We start from the raw sequence: 22,663 nt of genomic DNA on the forward strand, positions 1-22,663 counted from the left end.
GGCTGGGGGTGTGTAGCGAGCAGCGCCTCGTGAGATTCCCCTCCCTACCCGGCACCTCGTGCCCAAAAAACACCCGATAGCCGGAATCCACGCCTTAGCCGCAACAAAACACCCCGTAGCCGGGATCTGCGCCTTAGCAGTCACTGCTAACGGGAGTTTCTCTTGCTAAAGCGCAGGTGGGAGGTAAAGGACGAGGCGGAGGATGCTGGCCGGGGCTGAAGAACGAGGCGCCGGACCCTGATCGTGCCCGGCACCTCGCACTGCACCTGCCTCGGACTGTGGCCTCAGCCTGTGGTCTCACACCGCGGCGGGTACGGGTTCTTCGGCCAGAGAAGCCTCGGCGGGCTCTTCGTGGTCAAGCGCCTGCCCGCGAGTTTCCTGCAGCAGCCACGCGCAGACCAGCGAAATGACACCCGTTGCGCTCAGCAGCAGCCCGATTCCCGTTCCGCCGTATGTCGCGCTGATGGCACTGGCGACAATCGGCACGATTCCACCACCCAGAATTCCGCCGATGTTGTAGCCCAGACCAGCACCGGTGTAGCGGTAGCGGGGCTTGAACAGCTCCGGCAGGTACGAACCCAGCGGACCGTAAGCGCAGGCGTAGAACAGCAGCGTCAAGCACTGGGCCAGAGCGAAAGCCGCACCCGTGCCAATAGAAATGACGGGGAAGATGAACAGCGCCCACACGGTGCCGGTGGCAAAGCCGAAGATCAGCAGACGACGGCGGCCAAAGCGATCGGACAGCCATCCGGCGAGCACAACCGTCACACCGAGAACCACGGCGGCGAGCATGTTGATTGCCAGCACAACGGTGCGCGGCAGGCCGATGCCCTCGGGGTCGGAAGCGTAGGACGTGAGGAACGACGTCGAGGTGTGGAAGAAGGCAAACAGCATCACGAGGCAACCGCTGGCCAGCAGAACTTCACGCGCCTGGAAGCGGAACACGTCGATGAACGGCGAGCGCTCACGCAACTTGCGGCCGCCGGCTTCGCCAGCGTCAGCATCCTCAGCTTCGCGCTTGAGCGCTTCTTCCGCGGCGGCCTGCGCCTGAATGAACGCGGGGGTTTCGGCAATGCTCAGACGAACCCACAGGCCGATGGCAATGAGCAGTGCCGAAGCAACGAACGGAATCCGCCAGCCGTAGGTCAGAAATGCCTCGGATGAGTCCCCGGCAACCAGCGCGGAAACGAGGAACGTGGCGTTGGCCAGGAACATGCCGGCGGGCGTGCCCAGCTGTGGAAACGCTCCGTACAGGCCACGTTTGTCCTTCGGCGCATATTCGGCGGTCAGCAGCGCGGCACCGGCCCATTCGCCACCAACCGCAAAGCCCTGAAGGAAGCGCAGCGTCACCAGAATGATGGGCGCGGCCACGCCGATCTGCGCGGCCGGCGGGATGAGCCCCATGAGCACGGTGGCCGCACCCATGATGAGCAGTGTCGAGATGAGCGACTGTTTGCGCCCGATCCTGTCGCCGAAGTGGCCGAAGAAGATCGACCCCACCGGCCGGGCCACGAAGCCCACGCCGAAGGTCGCGAAGGACGCCACGAGCGCCGCACCCGAGCCCAGAGCCGGGAAGAACACGGTGGGGAACACGAGTGCGGCCGCGGTGCCGTAGATGAAGAAGTCGTAGAACTCGATGGTGGTCCCGGCAAAGCTTGCCGCTCGTACGCGGCGCAGCTCCCGCGGTGTGGGCGGTCCGCTGTTTCCCGCCGCCGAGGTGCTGGTTGCCGAGGTGCCGGGCGGGCTGGTGTCGCCGCCGGCGGGTGTCGCTGTTGTCGTCATGAGGTCTCCTCTGTGGTCTGAGCCGCTGCTGCGCGGCGATTCGAAGACGACGCTAAAGACACACCGAGACCGCGTGCGGCACCGTTTGCAACACGGCGACGCGGTTTGTCACACGCTTGTCGCCTGGCGTCACACAGGGCCACTTCGGCGTCATAGACCTGTCGCGGGACGTCATAGAGCCGTACCGCTCACACAACGGCCCGGACCTGCAGCCTGAGCAGCGCCCACACACGCCACCGCCAAATGTGACCCGCGTCGCGTTTGACAGAAATTGAACACTGTTCAATAGTTGAACGGTGTTCAATTTCAGTGAAATCGCCGATCTCGCCGTCGCGGGCACCCCAGCGTCCGCTGACGAAGCGCTGAGCATTCTGCGCTCTGACGACTCCCAGCTGCTTGACCTCGTTGCCGCCGCCGGCCGCGTGCGCCGCCACCACTTCGGCATGAAGATCAAGGTCAACTACCTGGTCAACCTCAAATCAGGTCTGTGCCCCGAAGACTGCGGCTACTGTTCCCAGCGCCTGGGCTCCGACACTGAAATCCTCAAGTACTCATGGCTCAAGGGCGATGAGGCCCGCCGCCAGGCAGAGTTCGGACTGGCCGGCGGAGCATCGCGCGTGTGCCTCGTGGCATCCGGTCGAGGACCGTCTAACCGCGATGTTGAGCGGGTCGCCGGCATGACGGAGGACATCAAAGCCAACAACCCTGACGTTGAGATCTGCGCCTGCCTCGGGATCCTCAAAGACGGCCAGGCTGAGCGCCTGCGCGATGCCGGAGTTGACGCCTACAACCACAACCTCAACACCGCGAAGTCGCACTACGAGGACATCTGCTCAACACACACGTGGGACGAACGCGCCGAAACCGTCAGCCGCGCGCACGAAGCCGGCATGTCGCCGTGCTCCGGCCTGATTGTCGGCATGAAGGAAACCGACGAGCAGATTGTCGAAGCCGTCGAATCGCTGCGCGAACTCGGTTCGGACTCCATCCCGGTCAACTTCCTCATCCCCTTCGAGGGGACACCGTTGGAAGGCGTCAACTACCTCACGCCCACCCAGTGCCTGCGGATTCTATGCGCCGTGCGGCTCATGTGCCCCGACAAGGAGCTGCGCATGGCAGGCGGTCGCGAAATGCACCTCAAGACGCTGCAGCCGATGGCCCTGCACGTGGTCAACTCGCTGTTCCTGGGCGACTACCTCACCTCTGAGGGCCAGGCGGCCGAAGACGACCTCAACATGATCGTCGACGGCGGCTTCGAAATCGTCGGCCAGGACGACGCGCGAGCCCTGCGCGACAGGCTGCGCGCCCACCGCAAGGCACACGCTGAGGCCATGGGCGGTAATACAGACGACGCCCCCGCAGCCGAAGCCCCGGCAACCCTGCCGTGCGGCAAGAGCGCACCCCCGGCAGGCGCCTCGGCAGGTGACGGCAGCGTCACCGTGCCCACCATCCGCCGGCGCGGGGCAGGAACGGCGCTGGCGCCGAACGCCTAAGCGGCACCCACCCCCAGCCCCTGCCGCGTTGGCGCGACTCACCTCGCGCCAAGCCGCAGACAACAGAAGAACCCCGGCGCAAACCGGGGTTCTTCTGTGCTCTAGAGCTTTAAGATCAGAGGCCGAGCGCCATGGCGTCCGACTGCAGGTCACCGAGGTTGGTCACGCTGCAGCCACCGAAGCCGATGCCCAGCACAAACAGGACAATGGTCACAATCCATGCCAGCTTCTTGTGCTGTTCGTAGCCCTCCAGCGGCTGGCCGCTCTTATCGCGGCCTGCGCCGACCAGGTAGATGATCAGGTCGATGATCGCCCAGATGCCGAAGCCACCCAGTGTGATGAGCTTGAGCACGCCGGTGCCGATCTTGCCAAGGTAGAAGCGGTCGATGCCCAGGGTTCCGAGGAACCAGGCCAGCAACCAGGTAACGAGAAAGCTTTTCTGTGATGTGTGCGTATTGGTAGTCACACGTCAACAGTAAGCGCATACGGCTCGCCGCACCAAAATTCCCCCCACCAGACAGTCCGCCGTGCTGGAAGTCTCGCGCTGTGGCAGACGGCGCCTCGTACCGGATTTTTGTGCCATGCTGATGCCATGCGCGCTCTCATCGCTGTCGATAAGTTCAAGGGCACCCTCACCGCAGCCCAGGTGACGGACCACCTGCGCCCCGCCCTCGAGGGGGCCGGCATCAGAGTCGATGCGACCCCCTTGGCTGACGGGGGCGATGGCACGCTCGAGGCGGCACGCGCCGCCGGCTTCTCACTTCACGAGGCGCCTGTCACCGGACCTCTGGGCGGCACCGTGACTGCCCGGTGGGCACTGCGGGGCGAGCAGGCGATCGTCGAAATGGCCGAAGCGAGCGGCTTGGCATTGCTGCAGAGGCAGGGAGGTTCCGTCGATCCGGCCAGTGCACGGGCTGCCACGAGCGTGGGCACCGGCGAGCTCATTGCCCACGCAGTCAAAGCCGGGGCACGCTCGATCGTGCTGGGCCTGGGCGGTTCTGCCACCACCGACGGTGGGATCGGGATGCTCATGGGGCTCGGTGCTGTGGTCTTTGACGCTCACGGCCAGCGGGTTGACGATCCGCGTGGAGCGCTGGCGCGTGCGGCTGAAGTTGATATGTCGGGCCCGCTGCAGCTTCTGGACGGCATTGAGCTCACGGTGGCGTGCGATGTCGACAATCCGCTCACCGGAGAGCGGGGTGCCGCCGCCGTGTTCGGGCCGCAGAAAGGTGCGGACGAACAGACTGTCGAAGAACTCGATGCTCAGCTGGCCGAATTCGCCGGGCTGCTCAAAGCTCAGGACACTGCCGGACTGGCCGGTGCCGGGGCTGCCGGCGGCATGGGCTTCGCAGCGCTCGTACTCGGCGCGCACATGGAGTCCGGAGCCGATCTTGTCCTGGACCTCACGGGCTTCGATAAGGCGCTGGCCGAGGCTGATGTCGTCATCACCGGCGAAGGGCGCTTTGATGTGCAGACACTCAGCGGAAAAGGCCCCGCGGTCGTCATTGAGCGCGCCCACAGGGCCGACCTTCCGGTTTTTGTGGTCTGCGGTTCAGCTGATCCGGAGGTACCGAGAGAAGGCCTGGCAGGGCTGTTTCAGCTGACAGACAAGGCCCCGGTCGAACAGGCGATGTCCGATCCGGGGCCCGTGCTCACAGCCGTTGCGGATGATCTGGCTGCGGCAGTCCTCAGTTGTCTTCGGTGATGTTCTTCTTGCGGGTGAACATCATGATGACCGCGGCGAGGGCACCGAGGCCGGCAACTGCCAGCAGAATCAGCACGACCAGGGAAACTCCGGAGCCTTCCTCGCTGGCCTTTTCCTGATCCGAGGCGTTTGACTGCTGGTCGCCTTCGGCCTTGTCTGCGGCTTCGTCATCGCCAGTATCCTCGACTTCGCCACCGCTTCCGGCGGAGTCAAGGATGGTGAATTCAACCTTGCCGGAAATGGGGTGTCCGTCCTGGCTGACAACCCTCCAGGCAATCGTGTAGTCGCCGGGCTTGAGATCGTCCGGCAGAGCCGACTTGACGGTGCGGCCCTCCACTGTGATTTCGCCAGCGGAGTAGTCTTCACCGTCTCGCTCGACGCGGATTTCCGTGCCGATGTCCTGAATTTCACCCGAGTATTCCAGTTCGATCCATTCGGGCTGTTTGTCCAGTTTGGCACCCTGCTTGGGATTCGAGCCGATGAGCTGGTCGTGCGCCTGTGCGGGCCCCGAACCGAACGCCAGAGCCAAGCAGGCGAAAAGTGCGGCTGCAAGAAGCCGGGAAAGCGAAGATCGGGTAGTCATCAGTACTTCTCCAGTCGGTGTGCGGGCGAGGTTCGTGCCCTCAATTGTCCCTTATGGCGTCCACCGCGGTGATGATCCCCGGCTGTGCGTCAGCGAGCTCTCGGTAAGTCGTTATGAAATCGTCAGCTGTTCCGTACCAGGGATCAGCGACATCGGCGACCGCCGCTGCTTCAGGGTCTTCGTTCGGATTCGCACCCTCGTCAAACTGGTGGAGCATGCGCACCGCCGGCACGTGTCCGCCGGCTTGCTTCTCCAAACGGCGAATACCGGCCACGTGACGTGACGTCATTGCGATTGCCAGATCGATATCAGCCAGGTGCTCTGCCCGTAGCTGGCGAGGACTGTGCTCGGTGACAGGCACCTCGTTCTTTTCCAGTTCAGCACGCGCCCGATAGTCGATCGGGTTGCCGACCTCCTCGTCGCTGATGCCGAATGATTCGACCTCAATATCGGTCCGGCCCAAGCCGGCCAGTTCGTGTTTGAGCATCATTTCGGCCATAGCGGAGCGGCAGATGTTGCCGGTGCACACAAAGGCAATGCGGAAAGGCTTCATAGTCACTACGATGGCACATCGGCTTTCACCCGGCAGAGCCTGTCAGCGATACCGGCCCCGCCCGGGTAGCGTGGATGCCATGACTTCAGCTGAACTGCCCTACGGAGACCCTTCCGCAACTTTCCGGGACGACCTGTTCCGCCGCGTCAACGGCGCGTGGCTGGAGGGCCACGTCATTCCCGACGACCGCGCCGGCGACGGAGCCATGCGCGGACTGTTCGACGCGGCCGAAGAAAACGTCCGCACCATCATCACCGACCTGCAGCAGGCCGATTCGGATGCCGACCCGGACACCCAGATGCCGGCGGACCTCTACGCATCGTTCATGGACGTCGACACAATCGAACGGCTGGGTGTCAGCCCGCTGCGCGAACAGTTCCAGGCGATTGCCGACGCCGGCAGCAAGGAAGAGCTCGCCGCCGTCATGGGCCGGCTGGAACAGGAGGGCGTGGGCGGTCTGCTGGCGGGCTTCGTGTCCGCAGACGCCAAGAACTCTGACCGCTACGCGCTGTACTTCGAACAGTCCGGCCTCAGCCTGCCGGACGAGTCCTACTACCGGACGGAAGAATCGGCGCCGATCCGCGAAGCTTTCCTCGCCCACCTCGAGGCGATGTCCCGCCTGGGCGGGCTGAGTGAATACTCGGGCCTCACTGACGCTGATTTCGCCCGCACCGTCTTCGACTTCGAAACCGCAGTTGCCGAACACCACTGGGACAACGTCCGCACGCGCGACGCCGAAGCCACCTACAACCCGACCACGCCCGAACAGCTGCGCGAGCTCGCTGCCGGGTTCGACCTCGACTCGTGGCTTGAAGCGCTCGGCATCAACCCTGAGCCGGAGCAGTTCATCGTGCGCGAACCCGAATTCGTCACCGGAGCAGCCGGGCTGTGGAACAGCACCAAGCTGACCACCCTCAAGGCGTGGCTGCTGTTCGGTGTTCTCAGCCGCTACGCGGGCTACCTCAGTTCTGACATTGTCGAGGAGGACTTCGGCTTCTTCGGCCGAACGCTGTCCGGCACTCCCGAACTGCGCGAAAGGTGGAAGCGCGGGATCAGCACCGTTGAAGGCCACCTGGGCGAACTGGTTGGCAAACTCTACGTGCAGAAGCACTTCCCACCGGCCTCAAAGCAGGCCATCACGGAACTGGTCGACAACCTGCTGAAGGCCTACGAAAACTCCATCAGGGACCTCGACTGGATGACCGAAACCACGAAGACTCGCGCCCTGGAGAAGCTGTCGAAGTTCTCCGTCAAGGTCGGCTACCCCGATGTGTGGCGGAAGTACAGCTTCACAGTGGCCGCCGATGATCTCGTGGGCAACATCCGCCGGTCCGCGCAGGCAGAACACCGAAGGCAGCTGGAGCGCATCGGCGGCCCTGTTGACCGCACCGAGTGGTTCATGACCCCGCAGACGGTCAACGCCTACTTCCACCCGGTGCTCAACGAAATCGTGTTCCCCGCAGCCATTCTGCAGCCGCCCATGTTCGACGCTGAGGCTTCCGATGCCGCGAACTACGGTGCGATTGGGGCTGTCATCGGCCACGAAATCGGCCACGGCTTCGACGACCAGGGGTCCCGCTACGACGGGGACGGAAACCTGGTCAACTGGTGGACTGACGAAGACCGGGCGGGCTTTGAAGAGCGCACCCGCAAACTCATCGACCAGTACTCCGTGCTGTCACCGTGGGAAGTCACGGACGGAAGCACCGTCAACGGCGAACTGACGATCGGCGAAAACATCGGCGACCTCGGCGGTTTGGGAATCAGCTGGAAGGCCCTGCAGCTGGCCGCGGAGAACAGCGGACAACCGCTGAGCCAAGCTGACCGCGAAGCGTTCTTCTGCCAGTGGGCCGCTGCGTGGCGCTCTAAGTTCCGCGAAGAAGAGCGCAAGCGCCGCCTGGCCATTGACCCTCATTCGCCCGAGGAGTTCCGCTGCAACCAGGTGGTCAAGAATATGGACGCGTTTGCCGAAACCTTCGGCACCAAGCCCGGTGACGGCATGTACTTGGCTCCGGAAGAGCGCGTCACCATCTGGTGATGTGCTTCACCAGCACTGAAGAAACTCTAAGGACCCACTTTTAACTTGAGGAATATGAAGAAGAACCCCCTGCTGTCCTCGGTTCGCCTGTCCTCGTTCCGCACTGCCGCCGTCATCGGCGGTTCGCTCGCACTGGCTCTCAGCGGCTGCGCCGTCAAGGAGGATGCTCCGAGCGAAGCACCCGCAGCCCAGGAAGAAGCTTCTGCCTCTGAAGAGCCCGCTGGCGGCATCGCCACGGTCGGCGGCGGGCAGGACTCCGCCAAGTCATCCGAAGCTGCACGCACTGCAGTTCTCACCGCTGTTGCGGAAGTGAGCGACAGCGGCCAGGCCGTCGGCGTGAAGAAAGAAGAAGACGGCTGGCTGGTGACCGTCTACGACGGCGGGAAGAACACACCGGTTCACGTCAGCGCTGACGGTGCGGAAGTGACGGCCAAGGACAAGGCCGAAAACCCGCCGTCAGGTGCCGCGAACCAGTATTCGCCCATGCGTCAGACAGTCGACCAGGCCATCCAGTCGGCAACCCGCAACACACGCGGCGAAGTCGTTGAAGTCGGCCCGGACACAAAGGACGGTCAGCTGGCGTGGAAGGTCAGCATCAAGCAGGACGGCGCTGACAAGCCGAAGGACGTCTACGTCCACCACCGCTCCGGCGACGTCCTCTGACGGGTCAGCCGTACGCGGGTCACCCCGCACTGACCGCACAGACTTAGTGCACGCACACAACGAAAGGACAGTGCATTCCTCATGACGAAGCTTTCAACCCTCCTTGCCGCATCCGCTGCTGCCGGCGCTCTGGCTCTGGCCGGCTGTGGAAACTCCGACGACGCCCAGCAGACAGACGACACCCAGCAGCAGTCGACCGCGCAGGCTGAGAATTCCAAATCTGCAGATGAAAACGCGGACGAATCGCAGAACGAAAAGGGCGGCAGCCTGGAAGCCGCTCACGCCGCGATCGACCTTGCCGAAAAGGAAATCGGCGGCAAGGCGATTGAGATCGACTTCGACGACGAAAAGACCTGGGAACTGACTGTTCTCAAGGGCTCGGAAAAACACGAAGTTGAGATCAATGCCGAAGGCACCGAAATCGTCAAGAAGGAAAAGGATGACGACCAGGCCGAAAGGGAAGACGTCGACGCCCTGAAGAAGGCGAAGACTTCGCTGAAAGACGCTCTGAAGAAGGCCATCGACGAGCAGGCCGGCACCATTGATGAGGCTGACCTTGACACCGACGGAGAGCCCACCTGGAGTGTTGAGATCTACCCCGAGGGCAAGACTGATTCGGTCGACGTCTATGTTTCGGCCATCAACGGCTCCATCGTCGACGAACCGGCAGACGACTGACGCTTCCGGACAGCTGACTAAAAGTTACTCTGCCGTCTAGGTGGAAGAACGGGGCAGAATCTTAGGTTTTGCCTCCGTATGCCGACTAATCAGCAGAACTCCCGAGTAATGCACACGAGGTGCCGCCCGGCTTGAACCGGGGCGGCACCTCGTGTGTTTACTGGACCGGGCCCGTTCAGCTGCGCTCGGTGTGGAGCATGCGGATGAAGCGGTTGACCAGGTCGTTCCACGAGCGGATGAGCGATTCGTCTTCGCCTTCCGTGCTGGCGCGCAGCCGGCCCAGCGGGGCGTTAGGGCTCGTGACCAGGTTACGGAACAGCGCATCTTCCGCGACGTCGTCGCTGAGGCTGACTTCCACCGATTCGGCTTCCGAAACAAGCGACTGCGGCAGAGGGAGGTCTCCCCCGTCGACCTGAGCGCCGGCGGCAATCTCGAGCAGCCGGCAGGCGTCACCGACGGCAATGGTTGGAATGTGCGAGCTCATGGCGTCATCGAGGAACCCGATGACATCGTCGCGTGAGACCGTCCACCGCTGTTCGTCGTCACCGTCGGCAAAGCCGAAGATGATGACGCCCTGATAGCCGATGAGGCTCGGCAGCTGTTCGCCTTCGTGCAAGCGCACGAAATCGCAGTGGATTCCGCCTTCGGCCAGCTGGTCGAGCGTGCGGCCGAAGAAGAGACCGCGGCTGGTCTCGACAATGACGATCGGGGTGCGCAGACCGTTTTCGCTCAGGGTCTGCCGAGGTGCCTGTTCGCCGGCCGTGATCGGTTCGCTGATCCGGTTCTCGGGTACGGGTGCGGGGCACGTGGCGAACGGGGTGAAGGCCATGGGGTAGTTGACGGCGCGGTTGAAGTCGACGATGACACGTCCCGAGGAATCGGGGGTGCCGATCGACAGGCGACGCCACTGCGAGGTGGTGCCTCCGTTGGTGTCGTCATAGAAGTCCAGGTGGAGGCCGGTTTCCGGGTGGCCCGTGGCCAGCAGCGTGTACGTGGTTCCGCGCAGAGCGAATTCAACGGTGCCCACAACATAGGTGTTGATCTGCAGGCCCGGTGCTGCCGTGTCGATCCGCCGCAGCTCCGGCTGGGCGTACGGGGTGAACTGGCCTTGAGTTGCGAAGCTTCTGTCAAGCTCAAAGGTGGGAATGTCGATGAAGCTGCTCAGCAGCTTCGAACGGGAGTCGCGGATCCGCAGACCCATGTAGCCGTCGCGGTTGAGGGCTTCGATGACGACGGGACCGTCAGTCAGCCAGTTGAGCGAGGCACCCTCGGGCAGCCAGACCGACAGCCTGCCGGTGTCGGCGCTGCGCACAACCTGCACGCGCTCGGCCCGCGGGAAGGTGATGTCGTCTTCCATGATGTCAAGAGCCGCGGCTGTCGGCCCTGTCGAACCACCCGGTTCAGGGTCGAAGTGCAGCCAGTCGTTGCTGCGAGTGAACCTGCCCGGGATTTCCCGCAGGGTGCGTTCGTCACCTTCGGCCAGCCAGATGAGGCCCGTGAGCGAGAGGAACCCGTTCGGGGTTGCCAGCCCGGCGATTCGGGAGTCGTGCCACTCCTCCCAATCTGCTCTGTACTGTTCCACTGATCACCTTCTGTTGAGCGGTTCTGTGCAGACCAGGACCAACAATAGCGTCCATGGCTGAGCGAAAACAGAGTTCTACGCCTGAAGCGAAGCCGCCGAAACATCAATTCGACGACGGTACATGTTGAGGCAGCTGAGCACGAAGAGCGCGGCGCAGGCACCCGAGGTCGCAAGGAAGCCCGCCCCAGTGCCGTAGGCGTCGATGAGCGAACCGACGACCGCGCTGATGAGCGCCTGTCCGACGACAACGCCCGTGGTCATCATGGCCATCACGGTTGTCACTCGGCCCACCGGAGCGACCTCCGCGGCAATCGAGAACAGCGTCACGAGCGCCGGGCCGATTCCCACACCGCACAGGACCAGGCCCACGAGGACCGCTGGGAACACCGGCATCAGGGTGAACACGAGGGTTCCGGTGAACGCCACCGCGGCGAACACCATCCAGCGGGCGGCAAAGGTGAAGCCGCGCGGCAGGAGCACAACGGCAAAAGCACACAGTGCTGAGCCCACACCCATGACGGCGTAGTACATGCCCGCGGCAGCCGCCTTGTCGAACTGCTCCAGGAAGCTGGTGAGGCTGGCAAGCGTCGAACCGAAGAACATGCCGATGCAGGCCATACCGGCCGGCGGCAGCAGGACGGACAGCCGGAAGATCTCGGAAGCCGGAGCAACAGCGGGAGATTTTTCCGCCTCGTCAGCTGTTGACTGCTCCATGAGGTTCCGGGCGTGACCGCGCACAAAGCGCGCAGACGGGTGCAGCGCGAAGGCGCTGATGCCGATCAGCGTGGTCAGCGCCGCAACATCGAGCGGCACAACAATTCCGAAGGCCACCGCAATGGCGCCGACGATGATCGGCCCGGCGACAAAAACAGCCTCGTCGGTGAACGATTCATAGGGCAGAACGACCGAGGTGGCCTTCTCGGCCTGGGTGCCGGAATAGGAGCCGCGGATTGCCTCAAGCCAGCGGGAACGGACCATGGATGCCGCCTGCGGGCTCGTGGCGCCGATCGCAGACGCCGCCGCGTAGAGAACCCACGTGGGTGCATCAGTCCGCAGCGCCCAGCCCAGGCCCCACAGTGAAGCCCCGTTTGTCACCGCGAGGCACAGAAGCAGGCTCCGCTGACCGAAACGGTCGGCAAACCAGCCGAAGAATGGGCCGGAAAAGGCGGTGGCCAGACCCACAAGAGCAGAGGCCACGCCGGCCTGCGTGTAGGAACCGCGTACGCCGACGACAGATGTCATGACGGCTACAACCGACATGGCATACGGTAGTTTTGCCAGTATCGCCAGGGGGAAGAACCCCCAGCCCACCAGCCGCGCTAGACCAGAGAACACCGTGCAAGGCTAACAGGCGGCTCTGAGTCCAGCGCTGTGACGACAAGCTCAGGAGGAGCGCATGTCCACCGCCGCTGAAAAGACAGCCGCGCAGAATTCCTCGGCGCAGACCGCCGCCCAGCTGACCCCAGCGTCATTGACCCCGGCGCAGAAGACCGCGTTGGAACTCGGCGGGTATGCCGCGGCGTCGCCGTCGTCCTACCACGCAGCCGACGAAGCCTCCCGCCGCCTGCAGGCTGCAGGCCATGAGCTGCTTGATGAAGCGCAGACGTGGAACCTGGCCCCCGGCGGCCGCTACGTTCTGGTTCGCGAAGGCGCCGTGGCCGCATTTGCCCTGCCGGCTGATGTTTCCGCTGATGCTCTGCGCTACCGGGTTTTCGGTGCCCACACGGATTCGCCGGGCTTCAAACTCAAGCCGGGAGGGGCACACACCGCCGCCGGTTTCACACAGGTGGGCGTTGAAGTGTACGGCGGTGTGCTGCTCAATTCGTGGCTCGACCGCGAACTGTGCTTTGCCGGCCGGCTGGCGCTCCGCGACGGCACGACCGTGCTGGCCCGCACGCCGGGCATCGCCCGCATCCCCCAGCTGGCCATCCACCTGGACCGACAGGTCAACGAAGGCCTCAAACTCGACCGCCAGCAGCACACCGTGCCGGTTGTCGGCCTTGAGGTGTGCGGCGGCGACGTCATCGGGCTGCTAGCCGAATCCGCCGGTGTTTCCGCTGATCAGATAGTCGGCCACGATGTCATCACCGCACCCGTGCAGGAAGCCGCCCTGTTCGGAGCGTCCCAGGAGCTGCTGGCCTGTTCCCGCATGGACAACCTGTCCTCCACGTTCGCCGGCCTGCGGGCAATGGAAGAACTCGACACGAAGAACCTCACTGCAGTGTCGGTCTTCATTTCCAACGACCACGAAGAAGTCGGCTCAGAAACCCGCACGGGCGCATCGGGCCCAATGCTCGCAGACATTTTGGAGCGAGTGTCCATCAGCGTGGGAGCTGACAGGGAAGAACACCTGCGGGCAATAGCGGGCTCCATCTGCATCTCCGCTGACGCCGGCCACGCCGTCCACCCGAACTATCCAGAGCGCCACGACCCACAGGTGCGGCCGACCCTCGGCGAAGGGCTGCTGCTGAAACTCAACGCCGTGCAACGCTATGCAACGGATGCCGTGGGGACCGCCGAATGGGCCCGCCTGTGCGACGAGGCCGGTGTGCAGTACCAGCCGTTCGTATCGAACAACGCCATGCCGTGCGGTTCGACCATCGGCCCGCTGACGGCCACCCGCCTGGGCATGACGGTCGTTGACGCGGGAATACCGCTTCTGTCCATGCACTCTGCCAGGGAAATGGCGGCAGTTGAGGATGTCGAAGCCCTCGTCAAGGTCGCCGCAGCGCACCTTGGGTGAGGACTGGCGGATGACTGAGGCCGGAAGCACCGGACACACCAGCCGTTTGGCTGGGGCGACCTCGCCGTACCTGCGTGCCCACGCCGAACAGCCGGTCGACTGGCACCCGTGGGGCCCGGAGGCTTTTGCAGAGGCCAAACGGCGCGATGTGCCGGTCATGGTGTCGATCGGCTACTCCACCTGTCACTGGTGTCACGTCATGGCGCGGGAGTCCTTCAGTGACCCCGCAATCGCGGCGCAGATCAACGAACACTTCGTTGCGGTCAAGGTCGATCGCGAGGAACTCCCCGCCGTCGACGAGCAGTACATGAACGCGCTGCAGGCCATGCGCGGTCACGGTGGCTGGCCCTTGACGGCATTTGCCGATGCCGACGGGGTGCCGTTCTTCCTGGGCACCTATTTCCCACCGCAGCCGCGCATGGGTCAGCCGTCGTTTTCCATGGTCCTGCAGGCCGTTGCCAACACGTGGCAGGAGCGGCGGGAGCAGGTTGCGGACATCACCGCGAAGATGCGCTCGACCCTCGAACAGTTGGCGGCTGGCCCAGAATCCGCGCAGACTCAAGCGCAAGCTGTACAGACCGGGGCACCGGGGCAGGCCTGCCCTGCTGACTCAGCCGCGCAGACCGACCAGCGGCACCTCGACCGCTCTTTCGCCGACGCTGTGTCCCCCGACATTCTGGACGCGCAGCACTGGGCGCTCATGGACGAAGCCGATGCGACAAACGGCGGTTTCGGCTCCGCGCAGAAGTTCCCGCCGCTCATGTCGCTCATGGCTCTCATCAAGAGCCACCACCGCGGTCCGGAACGGCTGAAGTTCATTCGCCGCACGTTCTTGTCGATGGCTTCGCGGGGTCTGCGCGACCATGTTGCCGGCGGGATTTTCCGCTACTGCGTCGACCCGCACTGGTCGGTGCCGCACTTCGAGAAGATGCTGTACGACAACGCTCTCTACCTGCGGGCGACCTCCGCGTGGTTTGGGCTCGAGGAGTCGCTGGAGCCCGGTTCCCGCTGGGCTCGGTTGGCTCGCCGCGAGGCCTATGACACCGCCGAGTTCCTGCTGCGGGACATGCGCTTGGATTCCGGTGGCTTTGCCACCGCCCTGGACGCCGATTCTCTCGATGCGCACGGGCGGCCGGCCGAGGGCGCCTACTATCTGGAAGATCACGAGGTGGAGCTCACCGGATCTCCCTACGCACCTGTTCTGTCCGAAGAGCTGGGCTTTGTGCTCCACGCTCCGGGAATTGAACAGTGGGCTGAGGGTGCGGACAGTGAGGTTGGCGAAAGCACTGATGACGGCCAACCAGAACCGTGGCTGACAGAGACAGCGCTGGCTGCCCGCGCTGATCTTCTGCGTGCTCGCGAAGACCGTTCCGCCCCTTTGCGTGATGACAAGCTCATCACGGCGCACACCGCTATGACGGCATCGGCTTTTGCATTTGCGTCAGCTGTTTTTGTCGAGCCCGAATGGCTCACCGCGGCTGAAGAGGCCTTTGCCGCTGCCGCCGCTTTGCGCACAGACACCGGCTTGGCCCGCTCTGCTTTTCAGGGTGAGCCTGGTCCAGGTAAGGCAGGGCTCAGCGACTGGGCGCAGCTGGCGGGAGCCGCGGTGGAACTGGGCAAAACCAGCGTGGCTCAGGAGCTTCTCACCGAGCTCAGCGAGCGCTTCCTCACGGGCACCGTACGGGACTACGAACACGATCCCCTGCTGACCACGGGTGGGATGAGCGCGTTTGATGACACTGAGCCGTCCGGTGTGGCAGCTGCCGCCCACGCGGCTCTGTGCCTGGGGCTGCTGGATGAAACAGCTGACGGTCCGCAGTGGCTGCAGACGGCACAGCGCCTGGTGCTTGCGGCATCGGACATCATGTACCGCGCACCGCGGGCGGCCGGCTGGCTGCAGGTGACGGCAGAAGGACTGCTCAACGCCGTACGGGTTGAAAGCGACGACCCCCACCTGCTGAGCATCGGCGCCCGCCACCCCGTGACGACCGTTCTCCGTCGGCAGGCCCCCGGAAGTGCGGCTGGCCAGCCGCAGACCGGCACGGCAACCGTGTGCCGCGGTTATGAGTGCAGCCTGCCCACAGCGGATCCGCAGCAGGTGCGACGGCTGCTGGACGGCGCCTCGTCATAGAACAGGCACCTCGTCATAGAAGAGCGGGCGGGGCAGATGGCCTGCCCCGCCCGCTCTGTACGCCCGAATGTCAGACCGTGGCGGTTTCAGCGGATTCGTCGAACACGATCACCTGGCGGATGGCGCGCCCATCGGCCAGCTGGTCCATGGCCTCGTTGATTTCGGACAGGCGGATGCGCGAGGAGATCAGCTCGTCCACCGGCAGCTTGCCCTCCAGGTACAGCGTCGCGTAGGTCGGGATGTCGCGGGACGGCACCGCCGAACCCAGGTAGGAGCCCTTGACTTCGCGAGCCCCGGCGGTCAGTGCCAGGGGCGCAATTGTCGAGGTGGCTGCCGGGTTGGGCAGGCCGACCGTCACCATGGACCCACCGAAGCCGATCGCGTTGTACGCCGTTTCGAAAGCCTTGGCGTTGCCGGCAGCTTCGATGACCCTGTCGGCGGTGATGCCCTGTTCGGCGACTTCCTGAGGTGTGAAAACGCGGTCAGCACCGAGTTCCTTGGCGCGCTCGAGTTTTTCCTCAAGGGCGTCGACGGCGATGACCTCTTTGACGTCTTGTGCCAGCGCCACGATGAGCGCAGCCATGCCGACACCGCCCAGACCGACGATCATGACGGAGTCTTCCGGGCCGGGCTTAGCAGCGTTGAGCACCGCCCCTCCCCCGGTCAGCACGGCACAGCCGAGCACTGCCGCGATGTCTGCCGGAAGTTCCGGCGGCACAACGACCGCGCTGGCGGCGTCGACAACCGCGTGGGTGGCAAAGCCGCTTACGCCCAGGTGGTGGTAGACGTTCTCGCCGTCGCGAGTCAGGTGGGCGGAACCGTGCAGCAGAACTCCGTCGTTGTTGGTCTTCGAACCAACAGAGCACGGGAGTTTGCCGTCAGTGCGGCACTCGCGGCATTCACCGCAGCGCGGCAGGAACGACATGCTGACCCGGTCGCCCACAGAAATGTTTTCGACGTCGCTGCCGATCTCTTCGACAATGCCCGCCGATTCGTGTCCCAGCAGCATGGGTGTGGGGCGGGGGCGGTTGCCGTCGACCACCGAAAGGTCTGAGTGGCAGACTCCCGCCGCTTCGATCCGCACGAGGATTTCAGTGGGTCCCGGGCCTGCCAATTCGAGGTCGGAAATGCTGATGGGCTGCGACTGCGCGTAGGGCCGTTCAGCATCCATGCGCTCAAGCACTGCGCCGGTGATCTTCATCGGGAACCTCCTGAATTCTTCGGCGGTGATGCTTGAGTCTAAACACTGAATCCCGCTCTTACAGCGTTCCGCCGGACTTTTCCTTCATCCGGGCGTCAAGACGGGCCGTGTGATCCTGATCGTGACGGCCCAAAACAAAGTGCAGGACAACGCCGATTGCCACACCCGCCAGAGCGGGCACGACCCAGCCGAGACCATCAGCACCCCACGGCAGCGCGTTGAGGATCGAATCGATCGCCTCGCCACCCAGACCGGCTTCTTTAAGGCCGCCAAGAACACTGATGACAGCCGTGAAGATGACGGCCAGACGATAGACCAGACGGTCACCTCGGAAAAGCTTCTCGAAGAAGTACAGGAGCACCAGAACCAGAGTGACCGGGTAGACCGCCATGAGCATCGGCAGAGCAAGCGCAATGAGCGCATCCAGACCGACATTGGCAAACAGGAAGCCGATGAACGAAAACACGACCGCCCACACGCGGTAGGACACCTTCGGAACAAGGTCCGAGAAGAACTCCGCCATCGACGACACCAGACCAATCGAGGTGGTCAGGCAGGCCATGATGATCACAGCCGCCAGAAGAGCACCGCCGATGTCACCGAAAAGGGCACGCGACACCTCGGCAAGCAGAGCCCCGCCATTGTCCTGCTCACCCACAGCGGAACGGCTAGTGGCTCCGATGTAGCCCAGCGAAATGTAGACCAGCGACAGCCCGATCGACATGACGAGAACAACCCACGGCATCTTCCGGCGAATGATGGTCGGGTTGGTCACCCCAACACCGGCAAAGCCGGAAACAACAAGAATGCCAAGCACCAGGGCGGCAACCGCATCAACCGTCAGATAACCCTGCACAAAACCAGTCTGCAGAGCCGCATTTGAATAATCGCCCACCGGCTCACCGAACCCGCCCAGCGGGCTGATGAGCGCTTTCACGGCAAACACCGCAATAACCAGCACCAGCACCGGCGCAAGCATTTTGCCGATCCAGTCGACGATCTTTGTGGGGTTGGCGGCCAGCACCAGGGTGATGATGAAGAACACCAGGGCATACAGCACCAGCGGCCACTGCGAATCACCCGCGTTCGGCAGAAGCGGGGCAACCCCCACCTCGTACGACACGGTTGCGGTACGCGGGATTCCGAACGACGGCCCGATCAGCAGATAGGCGATGATCGTGAACACAACACCGAAGGCGTGGCCGACCCGGGCGGACAGGCGCTCAAGCCCTCCCACTCGGGACACAGCCACAAGCGCAAGTGCGGGCAGACCCACACCGGTCAGAAGAAAACCGATCATCGCCAGCGGAAACGCGGTTCCGGACTGCTGCCCCAGAAGCGGCGGGAAAATAATGTTCCCCGCACCCATGAACACCGCGAAGAACATCAGCCCCAAGGCGATGACGGTTCTGAAAGGCACGGTCTGAGCAGTCTGATTCGGCACGGGATCTCCGTTGTTAGAGCGGGTCTGAGCTCCCCGGGGAAGAGGGTGTTTCCCCGCGGCACAGATTCGAGAACGAACACTACCCCTTTTGTGCTCCTTTCCGCTTCCTGATGCCTTACTATTCCTCTCATGACAGATTTTCGTTCAGCGTTGAACAGGCATCTGGCAGGCATTGGAGCCTCCCCTATCCGCACACTCTTCGACCTTGCCGAATCCCCCGACATCATCAGCTTCGCCGGCGGCCACCCCGACCCCGAACTGTTCGATGTTGAAGGCATCCGCGAAGCCGCGAACATCGTGCTCGACACGATCGGCGGTGACGCTCTGCAATACGGCAGCACAATGGGCGAAAGCGGCATGCTGGCCGCAGCAGCCCGCGAACTGTCCCGCAAAGGACTGCCCACAGAACCCGAAGACGTCGTCATCACCTCGGGATCCCAGCAGGGACTCGGGCTGATCGCCCAGACCCTCTTCAACGAGGGCGATGTTCTGCTGGTGGAAAACCCCACCTACATGTCCGCCATCCAGGCTTTCGGACTGCAGGGTGTGGACTTCCAGCCCATTCGGGTAGACGAAGACGGCGCCGACCCGGACCACCTTGCCGAACAGATCCGCAAACACCAGCCGCGCGGGGTCTACCTGATCCCCACCTTCCAAAACCCCACCGGCGTGACAATGCCGCAGTCCCGCCGCGAACAGGTCGCCGACATCATCGCCGAAAGCGAAACCTGGCTGATCGAAGACGACCCCTACTCAGCCCTGTGGTTCGACCAGATTTCGGACCTCCTGCCCATTTCCGCCGACCCGCGCCTGGCCGACCGCAGCCTGTTGTGCAACACGGTGTCGAAAACACTGTCACCCGGTCTGCGAGTGGGCTGGGTGCGCGGACCGCGTGACGTCCTGTCGCACATCGGCCTGGCCAAGCAGGGCAGTGCGATGCAGACGGGAACCCTCGACCAGCTGATCACCGCCCAGTACCTGGACACCACCGACCTGGACGCGAAAATCGCCGTCCACCGCGCCGCCTACAAGCAGCGCATGGAAACCATGCTGGAAGTGCTCGGCGAAATCCTGCCGGAAGGGTCCGAATTCAACCGACCGACCGGCGGCATGTTCATCTGGGTTCGCCTGCCAGAAGGCTACCGGGCCTCCGAAATGGTCTACAGCGCAATCGAACACGGCACCATCTACGTGCCCGGAAAAGAATTCCACGTGGCAGACCACGACGACCGCACCCTGCGCCTATCGTTCGTTTCCCACACACCCGAAGTCATCCGCGAAGGCCTCAGCCGCCTCGTGCCCGTCTTCGAAAAGTACCGGGCACAGGGCTGAACCCTTCGTTCACTTCTCTCCTCTTCACTCTCCCCGCGGGGCGCAGCTGCTGACAGGCACTGCGCCCCGCCGGCATTTCCACGCCTTTTCCTGCCCTACAGTGGAACCCGTTCTACAGTGGAAGAAACGAGCGCCGACAACAGACGCATCGTGTGACCACCACATCCCCGTCAGAAACCTTGGGAGTCCCCTATGGAAGCCTTCAACGAACTGCTGTCGACCGTCGATGGATGGCTCGGGTGGGTCTTGCTGTTCGCCCTGCTGCCGCTGGGCCTGTACTTCACGGTGCGCACCGGGGTTGTGCAGCTGCGCCTGCTGCCGGAGATGTTCCGCGTCATCAAGGAACCGGCAGGGCACGACAAAGACGGCAACAAGAACATCTCGCCCTTCCGCGCCTTCTCGATCTCTGCCGCATCACGCGTGGGCACCGCCAACATCGCAGGTGTCGCGCTGGCAATTTCAGTCGGCGGACCGGGTGCCCTGTTCTGGATGTGGGTGACCGCAATCGTCGGCGGTGCCACCGCTTTCGTCGAATCGACCCTCGGACAGCTGTACAAAGTGAAAGACGGCGCGGCATTCCGCGGCGGACCGGCCTACTACATTGCGCGCGGACTCAAGAGCCCGTGGCTCGGCTCCGTTTTCGCCGTCATCGTGATCGTCACCTACGGCATCGTGTTCAACACCGTGCAGTCGAACTCGATCGTGGATTCCCTGTCCACCTCGTTCAACATGGATACCCCCAGCTTCGGCTTCAAGGCAATCGTCGGCATCGTCCTCGGTGTCGCCGGCCTGGCGATCTTCCTCGGCGGTGTGCAGCGGATTTCCAACGTCACCGCGTTCATCGTGCCCGTCATGGCGGTCCTCTACCTGTTCCTCGGCATCCTCGTGGTGATCACAAACCTGTCGGCCGTCCCGCCGATGCTCGCGCTCATCGTCCAGCAGGCGTTCACCTTGGAATCCGTGTCCGGTGCCGCAATCGGCGTCATCATCACCCAGGGCATCAAACGCGGTCTGTTCTCCAACGAGGCAGGTATCGGTTCGGTGCCCAACGCCGCTGCCACCTCGTCGGCCTCGCACCCGGCCAAGCAGGGCCTCGTCCAGGCCCTCGGCGTGTACTTCGACACGATCCTCGTGTGCACCATCACCGGTTTCATCGTCCTGCTGTCGAACCCCGAATACGACGAAGCAGTCGGCGCTCAGCTGACCCAAACCGCCCTGGCTGCCCAGCTGGGCCCGTGGGCGGTGCACTTCCTGACGATCGCGATCTTCTTCTTCGCGTTCTCGTCGATCATGGGCAACTACTACTACGGCGAATCGAACCTCGAGTTCATCACCAAGTCCAAAGGCGCAATGCTTGCCTACCGCCTGGTGGTCATGGTCTCAGTGTTCATCGGCGCCGTCATCGCCCTGGACACCGTCTGGACGGCGGCGAACATCTTCATGGCCATCATGGCGGTCATCAACCTCGTGGCCGTCGTCATCCTGTCGGAGAAGGCGTTCACCGTCCTGCGGCACTACATGCAGCAGCGCCGCAGCGGAGAAGAGCCGATCTTCCACCAGAAGGACTTCCCCGAGTTCGAAGGCGTCACCGCGTGGGACGGCACCGACGAAGTGACCACGAAGGAATTCTGGGAACGCCAGCGCCAGAAGAAAGCCGACAAGAAGAACGGCTGACCGCAGCGAGGGTCAGCCGGCGATGTAGCCGCGAGCAAAGCGGCGCAGCTGCTCGGCGGCAACATCGAAAGCCCCACGGTCGGACAGAAACACGTCGTGAACAGCATCCGGCACGCGGGCCAGCACGGTTTCTAGGCCCAGCCTGACGGCGCGCCGGGCGATCCGATCAACGTCCAGCACAATGTCCGAATGCGCCATCTTCGTCGTGTACGAGGTACCACGGAAGCTTTCCTGGGAGATCTGCACGAGCACCGGTTCCTGAATGTCTAAGCCGGCTGCCACCTCCTCGTGCCCATCGAAGATCGCGCGCAGCCACTGCCCGTAAACCGGGAAGCCGTTCGGCGGTTTGAGCGCCAGATCCCACGGCGGGGCGCCGTGATTCTCGCTGGCCGCCTGCACGTAGAAGTTCGGGATGGCCAGCGGAAGTGCACGAGGCGCCCTCTCCTTGCGCTTGCTGCTTCCCAGGAATGGGGTGGTGATCCGCCGGGCCGCGGCAGAGAACTGAAACTCAAGCCACGGCGCGTTGAGGGCCAGGGCTTTAAGCCGACCCGGATTTCTGTTGGCCCACAGTGCCGCAATGAGCCCTCCAGTGGAGTGCGCCGCAAGAACTGTCCGACTAGTCGGATTCTCTGCGCTGATGATGGCGAGCGCGGCCTCAATCTCTTCGTCATAGGCCGCCAGGTCATCGATGTAGCCGGGCATTTGGTCAGGATCGCCGGGCCGCAGGTTACGGCCGTAGTCCCGCAGGTCCAAGGCGTAGAACCGCGCACCGAAGCTCGTCCACAGGCGCGCCAAACGGCGGTTGAAGAAGTAGTCTGACCAGCCGTGCAGGTAGAGAACCGCTGTGTCGCGCAGGAAATTTTCCCCTGCCGGCTGACTTCCCGATTCGTCTTCGGGCACGCGCTCTGCCGCAAGTGCCGCATCAAGTGCCGAATCGCACCGGACAAGTGTCGCTCTCTGCCCGTCGGCAAGCGGAAGGGCGAGCTGCTGAAAACCGGGACCGAGGATGTCCCGCTGCCATTCGCAGGTTTCCATGACTCAACTTTACTGCAGGGTTTTTT

At 63.6% G+C, this 22,663-nt stretch carries 18 protein-coding genes; 9 read left to right on the forward strand and 9 right to left on the reverse strand.

From position 1 onward, the window contains the following. Positions 1-297 precede the first annotated feature (297 nt). Positions 298-1,782 (reverse strand): MFS transporter, encoded by a 1,485-nt coding sequence (locus HMPREF3092_RS05225; RefSeq protein ID WP_070424072.1) that lies wholly within the window; start codon positions 1,780-1,782, stop codon positions 298-300. A 296-nt stretch (positions 1,783-2,078) separates the two neighbouring features. Here HMPREF3092_RS05225 and bioB point away from each other — a divergent pair, with 296 nt between their 5' ends. Further along, positions 2,079-3,275 (forward strand): biotin synthase BioB, encoded by a 1,197-nt coding sequence (gene bioB, locus HMPREF3092_RS05230; RefSeq protein WP_070424073.1) that lies wholly within the window; start codon positions 2,079-2,081, stop codon positions 3,273-3,275. Between the two features lie 115 nt (positions 3,276-3,390). On the opposite strand, the gene HMPREF3092_RS05235 is transcribed toward bioB, so the two are convergent. Continuing rightward, positions 3,391-3,741 (reverse strand): TM2 domain-containing protein, encoded by a 351-nt coding sequence (locus HMPREF3092_RS05235; RefSeq protein WP_019174341.1) that lies wholly within the window; start codon positions 3,739-3,741, stop codon positions 3,391-3,393. Between the two features lie 126 nt (positions 3,742-3,867). Here HMPREF3092_RS05235 and HMPREF3092_RS05240 point away from each other — a divergent pair, with 126 nt between their 5' ends. Further along, positions 3,868-4,980, forward strand: coding sequence for a glycerate kinase (locus HMPREF3092_RS05240; protein ID WP_070424074.1), 1,113 nt, complete (start codon positions 3,868-3,870; stop codon positions 4,978-4,980). Here HMPREF3092_RS05240 and HMPREF3092_RS05245 read toward each other — a convergent pair. Continuing rightward, positions 4,964-5,563, reverse strand: a complete 600-nt coding sequence (locus HMPREF3092_RS05245; protein ID WP_070424075.1) for a copper resistance CopC family protein — start codon at positions 5,561-5,563, stop codon at positions 4,964-4,966. The two genes, HMPREF3092_RS05240 and HMPREF3092_RS05245, sit on opposite strands and share 17 nt — an antisense overlap. Positions 5,564-5,603: 40 nt before the next feature. Next, on the reverse strand, positions 5,604-6,116 hold the full coding sequence (locus HMPREF3092_RS05250) for a low molecular weight protein-tyrosine-phosphatase (protein WP_070424076.1): 513 nt from the start codon (positions 6,114-6,116) through the stop codon (positions 5,604-5,606). Positions 6,117-6,195: 79 nt separating this feature from the next. On the opposite strand from HMPREF3092_RS05250, the gene HMPREF3092_RS05255 reads away from it, so the two are divergent. From HMPREF3092_RS05255 to HMPREF3092_RS05265, 3 genes are all read left to right on the forward strand, one after another. Continuing rightward, complete coding sequence (locus HMPREF3092_RS05255) at positions 6,196-8,154, forward strand: M13 family metallopeptidase (RefSeq protein WP_070424077.1); 1,959 nt, start codon at positions 6,196-6,198, stop codon at positions 8,152-8,154. A 54-nt stretch (positions 8,155-8,208) separates the two neighbouring features. After that, a complete protein-coding gene (locus HMPREF3092_RS05260; protein ID WP_070424078.1) occupies positions 8,209-8,817 on the forward strand; it encodes a PepSY domain-containing protein in 609 nt (202 codons plus the stop codon). An 81-nt stretch (positions 8,818-8,898) separates the two neighbouring features. Further along, positions 8,899-9,495 carry a PepSY domain-containing protein gene (locus HMPREF3092_RS05265; protein WP_070424079.1) on the forward strand — a complete coding sequence of 199 codons (597 nt, stop codon included), beginning with the start codon at positions 8,899-8,901 and terminating at the stop codon, positions 9,493-9,495. A 175-nt stretch (positions 9,496-9,670) separates the two neighbouring features. Here HMPREF3092_RS05265 and HMPREF3092_RS05270 read toward each other — a convergent pair whose 3' ends face one another. Both HMPREF3092_RS05270 and HMPREF3092_RS05275 read right to left on the reverse strand, forming a co-directional pair. After that, positions 9,671-11,077, reverse strand: coding sequence for a DUF1684 domain-containing protein (locus HMPREF3092_RS05270; protein WP_070424080.1), 1,407 nt, complete (start codon positions 11,075-11,077; stop codon positions 9,671-9,673). Positions 11,078-11,152: 75 nt separating this feature from the next. Then, a complete protein-coding gene (locus tag HMPREF3092_RS05275) occupies positions 11,153-12,337 on the reverse strand; it encodes an MFS transporter (protein ID WP_070424081.1) in 1,185 nt (394 codons plus the stop codon). 136 nt (positions 12,338-12,473) lie between these two features. On the opposite strand from HMPREF3092_RS05275, the gene HMPREF3092_RS05280 reads away from it, so the two are divergent. Together HMPREF3092_RS05280 and HMPREF3092_RS05285 are read left to right on the forward strand one after the other, a co-directional pair. Next, on the forward strand, positions 12,474-13,820 hold the full coding sequence (locus HMPREF3092_RS05280) for a M18 family aminopeptidase (RefSeq protein WP_070424082.1): 1,347 nt from the start codon (positions 12,474-12,476) through the stop codon (positions 13,818-13,820). 10 nt (positions 13,821-13,830) lie between these two features. Continuing rightward, on the forward strand, positions 13,831-15,951 hold the full coding sequence (locus HMPREF3092_RS05285; RefSeq protein ID WP_070424083.1) for a thioredoxin domain-containing protein: 2,121 nt from the start codon (positions 13,831-13,833) through the stop codon (positions 15,949-15,951). Positions 15,952-16,021: 70 nt separating this feature from the next. Here HMPREF3092_RS05285 and HMPREF3092_RS05290 read toward each other — a convergent pair whose 3' ends face one another. Together HMPREF3092_RS05290 and brnQ are read right to left on the reverse strand one after the other, a co-directional pair. Beyond that, positions 16,022-17,152 carry an alcohol dehydrogenase catalytic domain-containing protein gene (locus HMPREF3092_RS05290; protein WP_070424084.1) on the reverse strand — a complete coding sequence of 377 codons (1,131 nt, stop codon included), beginning with the start codon at positions 17,150-17,152 and terminating at the stop codon, positions 16,022-16,024. Between the two features lie 58 nt (positions 17,153-17,210). Then, positions 17,211-18,596, reverse strand: coding sequence for a branched-chain amino acid transport system II carrier protein (gene brnQ, locus HMPREF3092_RS05295; protein WP_019174329.1), 1,386 nt, complete (start codon positions 18,594-18,596; stop codon positions 17,211-17,213). Positions 18,597-18,725: 129 nt separating this feature from the next. On the opposite strand from brnQ, the gene HMPREF3092_RS05300 reads away from it, so the two are divergent. Continuing rightward, positions 18,726-19,928, forward strand: coding sequence for an aminotransferase-like domain-containing protein (locus HMPREF3092_RS05300; protein ID WP_070424085.1), 1,203 nt, complete (start codon positions 18,726-18,728; stop codon positions 19,926-19,928). Positions 19,929-20,120: 192 nt separating this feature from the next. Further along, the gene (locus HMPREF3092_RS05305) at positions 20,121-21,602 is read left to right on the forward strand and encodes an alanine/glycine:cation symporter family protein (protein ID WP_070424086.1); all 1,482 of its coding nucleotides are present in this window, start codon (positions 20,121-20,123) and stop codon (positions 21,600-21,602) included. A 12-nt stretch (positions 21,603-21,614) separates the two neighbouring features. On the opposite strand, the gene HMPREF3092_RS05310 is transcribed toward HMPREF3092_RS05305, so the two are convergent. Then, positions 21,615-22,637, reverse strand: coding sequence for an alpha/beta hydrolase (locus HMPREF3092_RS05310; RefSeq protein WP_070424087.1), 1,023 nt, complete (start codon positions 22,635-22,637; stop codon positions 21,615-21,617). Between the last annotated feature and the right edge of the window lie 26 nt (positions 22,638-22,663).

The sequence above is a fragment of the Brevibacterium sp. HMSC24B04 genome (assembly GCF_001806835.1).
In the GTDB taxonomy this organism is placed as follows: Bacteria; Actinomycetota; Actinomycetes; order Actinomycetales; family Brevibacteriaceae; genus Brevibacterium; species Brevibacterium ravenspurgense.